Origin of the sequence: Candidatus Spongiihabitans sp. (assembly GCF_965237845.1) — a bacterium.
Classification (GTDB): Bacteria; Pseudomonadota; Gammaproteobacteria; order Arenicellales; family Poriferihabitantaceae; genus Spongiihabitans.
Genome location: NZ_OZ250154.1, coordinates 891,680 through 907,523 on the forward strand (window position 1 = coordinate 891,680; position 15,844 = coordinate 907,523).

The window sequence follows — 15,844 nt, forward strand, 5'->3', positions numbered from 1 at the left end:
TTCGTTAGCTACTCAGTAAGCCGAATTCCGCGGGATTAAATTCTTCCAGAGAATTCAGGATGCGTTCGGCGCGTCGATAACGCGATTTATCCATATTTGGATCAGGAACCACAATGACTCGCATTCCCGCAGCGATGCCGGCCGCCAATCCTGACGGTGCGTCCTCGAATACCAGGGTGTTCCGCGGATTGGCATCGAGACGTTTGGCCGCAACATTAAAGATGTCCGGGGCCGGTTTGCCCTGCTTAACTTCAGCATCATCTCCGGTAACGACAATATTAAAAAGCTTGAACCAATCCTGATGATTGGAAGTTTTCGATTGAAAAAGCTCGCGGCTGGAACTGGTCGCTACGGCAATTGGAATATTATGGCTATCAAGATTGCGTATCAGGTTTTCAGCGCCAGGCATCGCCTTGCAACTCGGAAACTTTGCTCGCAATAATTGATCGCGCTCGGCCAGATAGATTTCAGCGCTGATCGGCAGTTGCAGTGCGCCGACCAGATAATTTGCGGCAACCATAGCCGGCAGGCCGATCATGTTGCCTTTTATTGACCAATCAAAGGTCTTTCCGAATCGACCGACAATGCTTTGAGTTACCTGAGTATAGATTATTTCGGTATCCAACAATAAACCGTCCATATCAAATAACGCGAATTGCGCGGGCCGACCGATAAGCTTGTCAGTGGAATCCTTGATTTGCATTCAATACAATAAACAAGTTGCGGATAAAAGCGCCGTATTCTATATTATTTTGATGCCAGCGTTTTAGGAACATCTGACCTCTGCTCATTCTGCCCCGGGTAGAATTGCATAAGCTCAGAAACATATTGCACCTCCACCCATGAGGTGAGACCGGTCAGGTCATGGAATAGTAATTGCCGGAAGTGCGGCTTTGGCCGCGCAAGGTTAAAGCCGTTCAGGTCATGGAACAGTAATTGCCGGAAGTGCGGCTTTAGCCGCGCAAGGTTAAAGCCGGTCAGGTCACGGAACAGTCATTGCCGGAAGTGCGGCTTTGGCCGCGCAAGGTTAAAGCCGTTCAGGTCACGGAACAGTCATTGCCGGAAGTGCGGCTTTAGCCGCGCAAGGTTAAAGCCGTTCAGGTCATGGAACAGTCATTGCCGGAAGTGCGGCTTTAGCCGCGCAAGGTTAAAGCCGTTCAGGTCATGGAACAGTCATTGCCGGAAGTGCGGCTTTAGCCGCGCAAGGTTAAAGCCGTTCAGGTCACGGAACAGTAATTGCCGGAAGTGCGGCTTTAGCCGCGCAAGGTTAAAGCCGTTCAGGTCACGGAACAGTCATTGCCGGAAGTGCGGCTTTAGCCGCGCAAGGTTAAAGCCGTTCAGGTCACGGAACAGTAATTGCCGGAAGTGCGGCTTTATCCGCGCAAGGTTAAAGCCGTTCAGGTCACGGAACAGTCATTGCCGGAAGTGCGGCTTTATCCGCGCAAGGTTAAAGCCGTTCAGGTCATGGAACAGTAATTGCCGGAAGTGCGGCTTTATCCGCGCAAGGTTAAAGCCGTTCAGGTCATGGAATAGTTGATCCTCGTGATAATCGACCAACTGCTCTTGGATGGTGCGGTTGAAGCGCTCGGCGCAGGATTTGGCAGTCAGGGCGGCCGGGTCGCCGCTGGCTTGGCGCACTGTTTCCAGCGATACCGGGTTGTGCGGCTGACATCAAAGGCATCACTGGTCGCGGCTGCGCCATAATCCGCTGAAGAAACCGAGGATTTTAAGGCGTTGTTGAGCATGTTTGGAAGTCATCTCCCAAAGCTGCCCTAAAGCAGCTACCCGATAAAAGCCTTTGTTCGGTATCCGATATGCTGATGTTGCATGACTCTCCTTCTGCATCGGAGTGCCAAAGGTATCTGAGCTTATACACAATGCTTGAAAGTGAAAATGCACAATGATATACTTGTACCATGTATGGACAATCGGCGAAAGGCAAAAACCTTCGCTATTAATGATGCACAACAAAACATTGCAGGGGCAACAATGAAACCAACCGGGTCGTAACCGTGTATATTCAGCTGTATATCCAGCCTGAAACAAAGTGCAACCGACGCAGGGTTCTGAAGGGCAACGCCCATCATTGGCCATGCGGCGGTCTAAATATAGCAACGCAAACAGGCTACCCCCCCCCCCACACATCCAGCGTACAGCCAGCGTCTCACCCGCACACAGGCGCGCACAGGTTATTCTCACCGGATAACGGTCCCCGGATAAAGGCACCGTATGAAGGCACGGAATGAAAGCCCGGAATGAAGGCATGAGTAAAACGGCAACCGTGTGCCACACGGACCGTCTCCGCAGTGATCAACAATTCAAAATTATATTCTGACAGGCAAATATGATGCTCACCACGCATAACAATCAAACTTCAAGCGCAATTACGACCGAGCACACCCCATTCCCATGGGCGCCGGACCAGTGCGCACGGCGAACAATCATCAATCCGCACAGCCCGTGCGCCCCTGCCCGGGCGCGGCTGGTGTTGCGTTCAAATCTGACCCAAGCCTGCCGACGCCTGGTCGCGTTGCTGGGCGGCGTCCTCCTGCTCGGCCTGGCCGCACAGGCACAGGCAGAGTTTATCACCACCTGGCGCGTACCGACGGACGACCTCAGAATCACCTTCCCCGGCAAAGGCAATTACGACATGAACTGGGGGGACAACACGTTTAGCACCATCACTACCACTAACGGTGGCGGTATCAACCAGAGATTCAGCCATTCCGGCTACGGCGGCGCTGGCGACTACGACATCACAACCTCAAACGGCATGACCCGCTTTTACTTAAATCGTGGCGCGGATAGAGAGAAATTAATAGATATAAAACAATGGGGCGGCGCACGGTGGAGCAGCATGGAGAGGGCATTTTATGGCGCCTATAATATGCGGATGAGCGCAACGGATGCGCCGGATCTTTCTGCTGTTAGCACTATGGCTGACATGTTCCGAGAGGCCAGCGTCTTTAACGGCGCCATCGGAACCTGGGATGTTGGCAATGTGACGGATATGGCAGGCATGTTCAATGGCGCCGCCGCCTTTAACCGGGACATCGGCGGCTGGGATGTGGGCAATGTGACGGGGATGGCAGGCATGTTCTCTGGCGCCGCCGCCTTTGACCAGAACATCGGAACCTGGGATGTGGGCAATGTGACGAATATGCAAAACATGTTCGGCGGCTCCGCCTTTAACCAGGACATCGGCCGCTGAGATGTGGGCAATGTGACGAATATGCACAACATGTTCCTTGGCGCCGCCGCCTTTAACCAGGACATCGGCCGCTGGGATGTGGGCAATGTGACGAATATGGAAGGCATGTTCAATGGCGCCGATGCCTTTAGCCAAAACCTCGGTCGCTGGTATATTGTTGGAACTCCAAACCTTGGCTATGACGGCCTTGATGATTTTGCCGTGCTCACGCTCGCCGCGCAAAATACTTTTTTAGATGGTCAAGCCCCGGTCTATGCGCTGGCTGCAGGAGACGGGGATGACGATAATGATAAATTCACCGTAAACGGCGCTACATTAAATGCTAATACCGACGTCGCGGACGGCAGCTATAAAGTGCGCATTGGCGCAAGCGGTGCGCTCTTCGGCGTCGCTAACGCGGTAATGGTATATGTCACCGTCGATGCCGCCGATGCCGCCGATGCCGCCGATGCGGCCTTGAGCGGCTTGGCGCTGTCCGCCGGCGCCCTGTTCCCGGCCTTTGCCTCAGACACCGCTAGCTACACCGCCAGCGTCGCCAATGCGGTGACAAGCATCACTATCACGCCGACGCTCAATGACGCCGATGCCAGCGTCACGGTGAATGGCGCGGCCGTCGTCAGCGGCGAGGCCAGCGGGGCCATTAATCTGGCGGTGGGCAAGACTGCAATTCAGGTTGTGGTCACCGCCAAAGACACCACGACGACGCGGACCTACACCGTCGCGGTCGCCCGTGCTGTTGATACGACTACTGCCTTTATCACCACCTGGCGCGCCACGGCGAACGATACCGTCACCTTCCCCGGCAGGGGCAGTTACACCATTGACTGGGGGGACGGCACGATTGACAACGCCACTGGCGCTGTCAACCATACCTACACCGCCGCCGGCGACTACGACATCACAGCCTCAAACACCATTATCGGCTTTAACTTAAATAAGGGCGCGGATAGAGAGAAATTAATAGATATAAAACAATGGGGCGGCGCGCAGTGGAGCAGCATGGAAGGCGCATTTCATGGCGCCGCTAATATGCGGATGAGCGCAACGGATGCGCCGGATCTTTCCGCTGTTGGCGCTATGTCTGACATGTTCCGAGCTGCCCTCGTCTTTAACGGTGATATCGGCGGCTGGGATGTGGGCAATGTGACGGATATGGTAGGCATGTTCAATGGTGCCGCCGCCTTTAACCAGGACATCGGCGGCTGGGATGTGGGCAATGTGGAGTATATGAGGTACATGTTCTTTACCGCCGCCGCCTTTAACCAGGACATCGGAACCTGGGATGTGGGCAAGGTGACGGGGATGGCAGGCATGTTCGGTGGCGCCGCCGCCTTTGACCAGGACATCGGAACCTGGGATGTTGGCAATGTGACGGATATGGCAGGCATGTTCAATGGCGCCGCCGCCTTTAACCAGGACATCGGAACCTGGGATGTGGGCAAGGTGACGGGGATGGTAGCCATGTTCAATGGTGCCGCCGCCTTTGACCAGGACATCGGAACCTGGGATGTGGGCAATGTGACGAATATGTCATACATGTTCGGTGGCGCCGCCGCCTTTAACCAAGACATCGGCGGCTGGGATGTGGGCAATGTGACGGATATGGCAGGCATGTTTCAAGGCGCCGACGCCTTTAGCCAAAACCTCGGTCGCTGGTATATTGTTGGAACTCCAAACCTTGGCTATAACGGCGCTACTGATTTTGTCGTGCTCAGTCTCGCTGCACAGAACGGCGTTTTAACCAACCAAGCCCCGGTCTATGCGCTGGCTGCAGGAGACGGGGATGACGATAATGATAAATTCACCTTAACCGGCGCTGCATTAAGCGCTAATACCGGCGTCGCGGACGGCAGCTATAAAGTGCGCATTGGCGCAAGCGGTGTGGACTTCGGTGCCGCTAACGCGGCAGTGGTGGATGTCACCGTCGTCAACCGTGCTATTGATACGACGACTGCCTTTATCACCACCTGGCGCGCCACGGCGAATGACGCCATCACCTTCCCCGGTGTGGGCAGTTACACCATTGACTGGGGGGACGGCAGCGCGATTGACATCGCTACCGGTGCTGTCAACCATACCTACGCCGCCGCCGGCGACTACGACATCACCGCCTCAAACACCATTACCCGCTTTAACTTAAATAATGGCGAGGATAAAGAGAAACTGATAGATATAAAACAATGGGGCGGCGCGCAATGGAGCAGCATGGAAAACGCATTTCATGGCGCCGCCGCCTTTAACCAGGACATCGGCGGCTGGGATGTTGGCAATGTGGAGGATATGGGAGGCATGTTCTATCGTGCCGCCGCCTTTAACCAGGACATCGGCGACTGGGATGTGGGCAAGGTGAAGAAGATGTTAGGCATGTTCCATGGCGCCGCCGCCTTTAACGGCGACATCAGCGGCTGGGATGTTGGCAATGTGACGAATATGCAAAACATGTTCTTTGACGCCAGTGCCTTTAACCAGGACATCGGCGGCTGGAATGTGGGCAATGTGACGGAGATGGCAAACATGTTCAATGGCGCCGCCGCCTTTAGCCAAAACCTCGGTCGCTGGTATATTGTCGGAACTCGAAACCGTGGCTATGACGGCGCTGATAATCGTGTCGTGCTCACGCTCGCCGCGCAAAATACTTTTTTAGATGGTCAAGCCCCGGTCTATGCACTGGCTGCAGGAGACGGGGATAGCGGTAATGATAAATTCACCCTAACCGGCGCTGCATTAAGCGTTAAAGCCGGCACCGCAGCCGGCATTTATAAAGTGCGCATTGGCGCAAGCGATGTGGACTTCGGCGTCGCTAACGCGGCAATAGTGGATGTCACCGGCGTCACCCGTGCTGGTGATACGGCTGCCTTTATCACCACCTGGCGCGCCACGGCGAACGACGCCATCACCTTCCCCGGCGAAGGCGCCTACACCATTGACTGGGGGGACGGCAGCGCGATTGCCACCGCTACCGGCCCTATCGACCATACCTACGCCGCCGCCGGCTACTACGACATCACAGCCTCAAACACCATTACCCGCTTTAACTTAAATCGTGCCGAGGATAGATGGGCACTCATTGATATAAAACAATGGGGCGGCGCGCAGTGGAGCAGCATGGAAAACGCATTTAATGGCGCCCATAATATGCGGATGAGCGCAACGGATGCGCCGGATCTTTCCGCTGTTGGCACTATGCATGCCATGTTCCGAGATGCCCGCGTCTTTAACGGCGACATCAGCGGCTGGGATGTGGGCAATGTGACGAATATGGAAGCCATGTTCCGAGATGCCCGCGTCTTTAACGGCGACATCAGCGGCTGGGATGTGAGCAATGTGACGAATATGATAGAGATGTTCACCAACGCTCTCGCTTTTAACCAGGACATCGGCGGCTGGGATGTGGGCAATGTGACGGAGATGGCAAACATGTTCAATAGCGCCTACGCCTTCAACCAGGACATCGGTGGCTGGGATGTGGGCAAGGTGACGGATATGCTAGGCATGTTCAATGCCGCCTACGCCTTCAACCAGGACATCGGTGGCTGGGATGTGGGCAGTGTGACGGATATGCAAAAGATGTTCCTTGATGCCTCCGCCTTTAACCAGGACATCGGAACCTGGGATGTGGGCAATGTGACGAATATGTGGTTCATGTTCAAGAACGCCGTCGCCTTTAACCAGGACGTCGGCGGCTGGGATGTTGGCAATGTGACGAATATGGGAGGCATATTCGTTAACGCCCGCGCCTTTCGCCAAAACCTCGGTCGCTGGTATATTGTTGGAACTCGAAACACTGACTATGACGGCGCTGATAATCGTGTCGTGCTCAATCTCGCCACGCAAAATACTTTTTTCGATGATCTAGCCCCCGTCTATGCACTGGTTGCAGGAGTCGGGGATAGCGGTAATAATAAATTCATCCTAACCGGCGCTGCATTAAGCGCTAAAGCCGGCACCGCAAACGGCCTCTATAAAGTGCGCATTGGCGCAAGCATTGCGTTCTTCGGCGTCGCTAACGCGGTAATGGTGGATGTCACCGTCGTCAACCGTGCTATTATTGATACGACGACTGCCTTTATCACCACCTGGCGCGCCACGGCGAACGACGCCATCACCTTCCCCGGTGAAGGCGCCTACGCCATTGACTGGGGGGACGGCAGCGCGATTGACATCGCTACCGGCTATATCGACCATACCTACGCCGCCACCGGCGACTACGACATCACCACCTCAAACACCATTACCCGCTTTAACTTAAATCGTGGCGAGGATAAAGAGAAACTCATTGATGTAAAACAATGGGGCGGCGCGCAGTGGAGCAGCATGGAAAACGCATTTCATGTCGCCGTTAATATGCGGATGAGCGCAACGGATGCGCCAGATCTTTCTGCTGTTGGCACTATGCGTGACATGTTCCATCGCGCCGCCGCCTTTAACGGCGACATCAGCGGCTGGGATGTGGGTAATGTGACGGATATGGCAGGCATGTTCAATGGCGCCGTCGCCTTTAACGGCGCCGTCGCCTTTAACCAGGACATCGGCGACTGGAATGTGGGCAATGTGGAGGATATGAGGTTCATGTTCCATGGCGCTGCCGCTTTTAACCAGGACATCGGCGACTGGGATGTGGGCAAGGTGAAGAATATGGTAGCCATGTTCGATGGCGCCGCCGCCTTTAACCAGGACATCGGCGACTGGGATGTTGGCAATGTGGAGGATATGGGAGGCATGTTCTATCGTGCCGCCGCCTTTAACCAGGACATCGGCGACTGGGATGTTGGCAATGTGACGGATATGAAAGGCATGTTCAATGGCGCCACCGCCTTTAACCAGGACATCGGTGGCTGGGATGTGGGCAAGGTGACGAATATGGGCTACATGTTCTATAACGCTGACGCCTTTAACCAGGACATCGGCGGCTGGAATGTGGGCAATGTGACGGAGATGGCAAACATGTTCAATGGCGCTGCCGCCTTTAGCCAAAACCTCGGTCGCTGGTATATTGTTAGAACTCCAAACCCTGGCTATGACGGCGCTACTGATTTTGTCGTGCTCAGGCTCGCTGCGCAAAGTGCTTTGTTAGACGATCAAGCCCCGGTCTATGCACTGGCTGCAGGAGACGGGGATAGCGGTAATGATAAATTCACCCTAACCGGCGCTGCATTAAGCGCTAAAGCCGGCACCGCATCCGGCATTTATAAAGTGCGCATTGGCGCAAGCGATGTGCTTTTCGGCGACGCTAACGCCAGAGCGATAACCGTGGCCGTGCCAGCATCCAGCGCTGCTAGCTTGAGCGCCTTGACCTTGTCCGCCGGCGCCCTAACCCCGGCCTTCGCCTCAGACACCATTAGCTATACCGCCCGCGTCGCCAATGAGGTGACAAGCATCACGGTAACGCCGACGCTCAATGACGCCAACGCCAACGCCAACGTCACGGTGAATGGCGCGGCCGTCGTTAGCGGCGAGGCCAGCGGGGCCATTGATCTGGCGGTGGGCGGAACTGAAATTCAGGTCGTGGTCACCGCCGAAGATACCACGACGGAGCGGACCTACACCGTGGTCGTCACCCGTGCTATTGATACGACGACTGCCTTTATCACCACCTGGCGCGCAACGGCGAACGATGCCATCACCTTCCCCGGCGAAGGCGCCTACGCCATTGACTGGGGGGACGGCAGCGCGATTGAAACCGCTACCGGCGCGGTCAACCATACCTACGCCGCCGCCGGCGACTACGACATCACCACCTCAAACACCATTACCCGCTTTAACTTAAATCGTGGCGAGGATAGCGGGAAACTCATTGATGTAAAACAATGGGGCGGCGCGCAGTGGAGCAGCATGGAAAACGCATTTCATGGCGCCGCTAATATGCGGATGAGCGCGACGGATGCGCCAAATCTTTCTAATGTTGGCACTATGCGTGTCATGTTCCATAGCGCCGCCGCCTTTAACGGCGACATCAGCGGCTGGGATGTGGGCAATGTGACGAATATGGCAGGCATGTTCTATGCCGCCGCCTTCAACCAGGACATCGGCGACTGGGATGTGGGCAAGGTGACGGATATGGCAGCCATGTTCGTTCGCGCCGCCTTCAACCAGGACATCAGCGACTGGGATGTGGGCAATGTGACGAATATGGCAGGCATGTTCGATCGCGCCGCCTTCAACCAGGACATCAGCGGCTGGGATGTGGGCAATGTGACGAATATGGCAGGCATGTTCTATCGTGCCGCCGCCTTTAACCAGGACATCGGCGACTGGGATGTGGGCAAGGTGAAGAAGATGTTAGGCATGTTCAATGGCGCCGCCGCCTTTAACGGCGACATCAGCGGTTGGGATGTTGGCAATGTGACGAATATGTCATACATGTTCGGTGGCGCCGCCGCCTTTAACCAGGACATCGGCGGTTGGAATGTGGGCAAGGTGAAGAGTATGGAAGGCATGTTCCAGAACGCCGTCGCCTTTAACCAGGACATCGACGACTGGGATGTTAGCGAGGTGGAGAATATGTACTACATGTTCGGTAGTGCCGTCGCCTTTAACCAGGACCTCAACGGCTGGGATGTGGGCAATGTGACGAATATGGGAAACATGTTCGATGGCGCCGCCGTCTTTAGCCAAAACCTCGGTCGCTGGTATATTGTTGGAACTCCAAACCCTGACTATGGTGGCGCTGATAATCGTGTCGTGCTCAATCTCGCTGCGCAGAACGGCGCTTTAACCAGACAAGGCCCGGTCTATGCACTGGCTGCAGGAGTCGGGGATGACGATAATGATAAATTCACCCTAACCGGCGCTGCATTAAGCGCTAAAGCCGGCACCGCATCCGGCCTCTATAAAGTGCGCATTGGCGCAAGCGGTGTGTACTTCGGCGCCGCTAACGCGGCAGTGGTGGATGTCACCGTCGTCACCCGTGCTATTGATACGACGACTGCCTTTATCACCACCTGGCGCGCAACGGCGAACGACGCCATCACCTTCCCCGGCGAAGGCGCCTACGCCATTGACTGGGGGGACGGCAGCGCGATTGAAACCGCTACCGGCGCGGTCAACCATACCTACGCCGCCGCCGGCGACTACGACATCACCACCTCAAACACCATTACCCGCTTTAACTTAAATCGTGGCGAGGATAGCGGGAAACTCATTGATGTAAAACAATGGGGCGGCGCGCAGTGGAGCAGCATGGAAAACGCATTTCATGGCGCCGCTAATATGCGGATGAGCGCGACGGATGCGCCAAATCTTTCTAATGTTGGCACTATGCGTGTCATGTTCCATAGCGCCGCCGCCTTTAACGGCGACATCAGCGGCTGGGATGTGGGCAATGTGACGAATATGGCAGGCATGTTCTATGCCGCCGCCTTCAACCAGGACATCGGCCTCTGGGATGTGGGCAATGTGGAGGATATGTCCCTCATGTTCATTCAGTCCGGCTTCAACCAGGACATCGGCAGTTGGAATGTGGGCAAGGTGAAGGATATGGAAGGCATGTTCAATAAAAACCCCACCTTTAACCAGGACATCGGCGACTGGGATGTGGGCAAGGTGAAGAATATGGCAGGCATGTTCGGTCTCGCCGTCGCCTTTAACCAGGACATCGACGACTGGGATGTTAGCGAGGTGGAGAATATGTACTACATGTTCGGTAGTGCCGTCGCCTTTAACCAGGACCTCAACGGCTGGGATGTGGGCAATGTGACGAATATGCTCAACATGTTCAATGGTGCCGTCGCCTTTAACGGTGATATCGGCGGCTGGGATGTGGGCAATGTGACGAATATGGGAAACATGTTCGATGGCGCCGCCGTCTTTAGCCAAAACCTCGGTCGCTGGTATATTGTTGGAACTCCAAACCCTGACTATGGTGGCGCTGATAATCGTGTCGTGCTCAATCTCGCTGCGCAGAACGGCGCTTTAACCAGACAAGGCCCGGTCTATGCACTGGCTGCAGGAGTCGGGGATGACGATAATGATAAATTCACCCTAACCGGCGCTGCATTAAGCGCTAAAGCCGGCACCGCATCCGGCCTCTATAAAGTGCGCATTGGCGCAAGCGGTGTGTACTTCGGCGCCGCTAACGCCAGAGCGATAACCGTGGCCGTGCCAGCATCCAGCGTTGCTAGATTGAGCGGCTTGACCTTGTCCGCCGGCGCCCTAACCCCGGCCTTCACCTCAGACACCATTAGCTATACCGCCCGCGTCGCCAATGCGGTGACAAGCATCACGGTAACGCCGACGCTCAATGACGCCAACGCCATTGACTGGGGGGACGGCAGCGCGATTGACATCGTTACCGGTGCTGTCAACCATACCTACGCCGCCGCCGGCGACTACGACATCATCGCCTCAAACGGCATTACCCGCTTTAACTTAAATCGTGGCGAGGATAGCGGCAAACTCATTGATGTAAAACAGTGGGGCAGCGCGACGTGGAGCAGCATGGAAAACGCATTTGATGGCGCCGAAAATATGCGGATGAGCGCAACGGATGCGCCAAATCTTTCTGCTGTTGGCACTATGCGTGACATGTTCCGAGATGCCCGCGTCTTTAACGGCGCCATCGGAACCTGGGATGTTGGCAATGTGACGGATATGGCAGGCATGTTCAATGGCGCCGCCGCCTTTAACCGGGACATCGGCGGCTGGGATGTGGGCAAGGTGACGAATATGTCATACATGTTCTTTGACGCCAGCGCCTTTAACCAGGACATCGGCGACTGGGATGTGGGCAAGGTGACGAATATGTCATACATGTTCTTTGACGCCAGCGCCTTTAACCAGGACATCGGCGACTGGGATGTGGGCAAGGTGACGAATATGGTATACATGTTCGGTGGCGCCGCCGCCTTCAACCAGGACATCGGCCGCTGGGATGTGGGCAATGTGAGGCTTATGGAATACATGTTCGCCGCCGCCAAAGTATTTAACCAGGACATCGGCGGCTGGAATGTGGGCAATGTGACGAATATGTTAGATATGTTCCGAGATGCCGTCGCCTTTAGCCAAAACCTCGGTCGCTGGTATATTGTTGGAACTCGAAACACTGACTATGACGGCGCTGATAATCTTGTCGTGCTCAATCTCGCTGCGCAGAACAGCGTTTTAACCGGCCAAGGCCCCGTCTATGCACTGGCTGCAGGAGTCGGGGATAGCGGTAATAATAAATTCACCCTAACCGGCGCAGCATTAAGCGCTAAAGCCGGCACCGCATCCGGCCTCTATAAAGTGCGCATTGGCGCAAGCGGTGTGGACTTCGGCGCCGCTAACGCGGCAGTGGTGGATGTCACCGTCGTCAACCGTGCTATTGATACGACGACTGCCTTTATCACCACCTGGCGCGCAACGGCGAACGACGCCATCACCTTCCCCGGCGAAGGCGCCTACGCCATTGACTGGGGGGACGGCAGCGCGATTGACATCGTTACCGGCGCTGTCAACCATACCTACGCCGCCGCCGGCGACTACGACATCACCGCCTCAAACACCATTACCCACTTTAACCTAAATAATGGCGCGGATAAAGAGAAACTGATAGATGTAAAACAATGGGGCGGCGCGCAGTGGAGCAACATGGAAAACGCATTTTATGGCGCCGAAAATATGCGGATGAGCGCAACGGATGCGCCAAATCTTTCTAATGTTGGCACTATGCGTGACATGTTCCGAGATGCCAGCGTCTTTAACGGCGACATCAGCGGCTGGGATGTGGGCAAGGTGACGAATATGGCATACACGTTCTTTGACGCCAGCGCCTTTAACCAGGACATCGGCCGCTGGGATGTGGGCAGTGTGGAGGATATGAGAGGCATGTTCAATGACGCCGCCGCCTTTAACCGGGACATCGACGACTGGGATGTTAGCAAGGTGAAGAATATGGGAGGCATGTTCGGTGGCGCCGCCGCCTTTAACCAGGACATCGGCGGCTGGGATGTTGGCAATGTGGAGGATATGGGAGGCATGTTCCAGAACGCCGCCGCCTTTAACCAGGACATCGGCGACTGGGATGTGAGCAATGTGGAGGATATGGGAGGCATGTTCGTTCGCGCCGCCTTCAACCAGGACATCGGCCGCTGGAATGTGGGCAATGTGACGAATATGACCATCATGTTTTTTGAAGCCAGTGCCTTTAACCAGGACATCGGCGGCTGGGATGTGGGCAATGTGCAGTATATGGGATCCATGTTCGATGGCGCCGCCGCCTTTAGCCAAAACCTCGGTCGCTGGTATATTGCTGGAACTCGAAACACTGACTATGACGGCGCTACTGATTTTGTCGTGCTCAATCTCGCTGCGCAGAACAGCGGTTTAGCCGGCCAAGGCCCGGTGTATGCACTGGCTGCAGGAGCCGGGGATGACGATAATGATAAATTCACCCTAACCGGCGCAGCATTAAGCGCTAAAGCCGGCACCGCAGCCGGCGATTACAGTGTTCGCATTGGCGCAAGCGATGTGGACTTCGGCGACGCTAACGCCAGAGCGATAACCGTGGCCGTGTCAGCATCCAGCGCTGCTAGCTTGAGCGCCTTGACCTTGTCCGCCGGCGCCCTAACCCCGGCCTTCGACAGTGCCACACTAACCTACACCGCCCGCGTCGCCAATGCGGTGACAAGCATCACGGTCACGCCGACCACAACCGGCAGCGATGCCAGCTTTGTCATAAGTGGCACCGTGGCAGACGCCAGCACCGCCTTGACGATCAGCGGTACGACTGTTTCCGGTCTAACAGTGGGCACTAACGCCATCACCATCGAAGTCACCGCCGCCGATGGCACGACGACTGAGACCTACACCGTCACGGTCACCGTGGCCGCCGTGCTGGCGTTGACCGCGCCGGCCGATCAGGCCTACACGGCCGGCACAGCGATCACCGACCTGGAACTGCCGGCCGCCGCCGGCGGCACCGCGCCCCTGACCTACACCCTGACCGGTCCATCGGGCGGCGCCCTGCCGGACGGACTGAGCTTTGACCAAGACACCCGCATTCTGTCCGGCGCGCCGACCACAGAAGGAACAAGCACACTGACCTACACCGTCACCGACGCCAACGGCGCCAGCGCTGATGCCGCCTTCACGGTCACCGTTAGCGATGGACCGACCCTGACCGCGCCGGCCGGCCAGGCCTACACGGTCGGCGCAGCGATCACCGACCTGGAACTGCCGGCCGCCGCCGACGGCACCGCGCCCCTGACCTACACCCTGACCGGTCCATCGGGCGGCGCCCTGCCGGACGGACTGAGCTTTGACCCCGCCAGCCGCATTCTGTCGGGCGCGCCGACCACAGAAGGAACAAGCACACTGACCTACACCGTCACCGACGCCAACGGCGCCAGCGTTGATGCCGCCTTCACGGTCACCGTTAGCGATGGACCGACCCTGAACGCGCCGGCCGACCAGGTCTACACGGTCGGCACAGCGATCACCGACCTGGAACTGCCGGCCGCCGCCGGCGGCACCGCGCCCCTGACCTACACCCTGACCGGTCCATCGGGCGGCGCCCTGCCGGACGGGCTGAGATTTGACCAAGACACCCGCATTCTGTCCGGCATGCCGACCCCAGAAGGAACAAGCACACTGACCTACACCGTCACCGACGCCAATGGCGCCGCCGCCACCCGGACCTTCACGGTCACCGTTAGCGATGGACCGACCCTGAACGCGCCGGCCGACCAGGTCTACACGGTCGGCACAGCGATCACCGACCTGGAACTGCCGGCCGCCGGCGGCGGCACCGCGCCCCTGACCTACACCCTGACCGGTCCATCGGGCGGCGCCCTGCCGGACGGACTGAGCTTTGACCAAGACGCCCGCATTCTGTCCGGCGCGCCGACCACAGAAGGAACAAGCACGCTGACCTACACCGTCACCGACGCCAACGGCGCCAGCGTTGATGCCGCCTTCACGGTCACCGTTAGCGATGGACCGACCCTGAACGCGCCGGCCGACCAGGCCTACACGGCCGGCACAGCGATCACCGACCTGGAACTGCCGGCCGCCGCCGGCGGCACCGCGCCCCTGACCTACACCCTGACCGGTCCATCGGGCGGCGCCCTGCCGGACGGACTGAGATTTGACCAAGACACCCGCATTCTGTCCGGCATGCCGACCACAGAAGGAACAAGCACGCTGACCTACACCGTCACCGACGCCAACGGCGCCAGCGTTGATGCCGCCTTCACGGTCACCGTTAGCAATGGACCGACCCTGAACGCGCCGGCCGATCAGGCCTACACGGCCGGCACAGCGATCACCGACCTGGAACTGCCGGCCGCCGCCGGCGGCACCGCGCCCCTGACCTACACCCTGACCGGTCCATCGGGCGGCGCCCTGCCGGACGGACTGAGCTTTGACCAAGACACCCGCATTCTGTCGGGCGCGCCGACTGCGGCAACAGCTGCTGCGGTTACGCTGACCTACACCGCGACCGACGCCAATGGCGCCGCCGCCACCCGGACCTTCACGGTCACCGTTAGCGATGGACCGACCCTGACCGCGCCGGCCGACCATGCCTACACGGTCGGCACAGCGATCACCGACCTGGAACTGCCGGCCGCCGGCGGCGGCACCGCGCCCCTGACCTACACCCTGACCGGTCCATCGGGCGGCGCCCTGCCGGGACGGGCTGAGCTTTGACCAAGA

At 57.3% G+C, this 15,844-nt stretch carries 5 protein-coding genes; 2 read left to right on the plus strand and 3 right to left on the minus strand.

Annotation, left to right across the window (positions count from 1 at the left end):
• Nucleotides 1–4: 4 nt before the first annotated feature.
• The 3 genes from ACPXXB_RS04405 to ACPXXB_RS04415 all read right to left on the minus strand — a co-directional run bounded on the left by ACPXXB_RS04405 (nt 5) and on the right by ACPXXB_RS04415 (nt 1,745).
• Nucleotides 5–703 carry an HAD-IA family hydrolase gene (locus ACPXXB_RS04405; protein WP_423909812.1) on the minus strand — a complete coding sequence of 233 codons (699 nt, stop codon included), beginning with the start codon at nt 701–703 and terminating at the stop codon, nt 5–7.
• Between the two features lie 710 nt (nt 704–1,413).
• Entirely contained in the window at nt 1,414–1,638 is a 225-nt protein-coding gene (locus ACPXXB_RS04410) for a hypothetical protein (protein ID WP_423909814.1), read from the minus strand.
• Complete coding sequence (locus tag ACPXXB_RS04415; RefSeq protein WP_423909593.1) at nt 1,605–1,745, minus strand: hypothetical protein; 141 nt, start codon at nt 1,743–1,745, stop codon at nt 1,605–1,607. Before ACPXXB_RS04415 ends, ACPXXB_RS04410 begins: the two co-directional genes overlap by 34 nt.
• 602 nt (nt 1,746–2,347) lie before the next feature.
• On the opposite strand from ACPXXB_RS04415, the gene ACPXXB_RS04420 reads away from it, so the two are divergent.
• Nucleotides 2,348–3,211, plus strand: coding sequence for a BspA family leucine-rich repeat surface protein (locus ACPXXB_RS04420; RefSeq protein ID WP_423909817.1), 864 nt, complete (start codon nt 2,348–2,350; stop codon nt 3,209–3,211).
• Between the two features lie 12 nt (nt 3,212–3,223).
• Nucleotides 3,224–15,838 carry a BspA family leucine-rich repeat surface protein gene (locus tag ACPXXB_RS04425; protein WP_423909820.1) on the plus strand — a complete coding sequence of 4,205 codons (12,615 nt, stop codon included), beginning with the start codon at nt 3,224–3,226 and terminating at the stop codon, nt 15,836–15,838.
• The last annotated feature ends 6 nt before the right edge of the window (nt 15,839–15,844 follow it).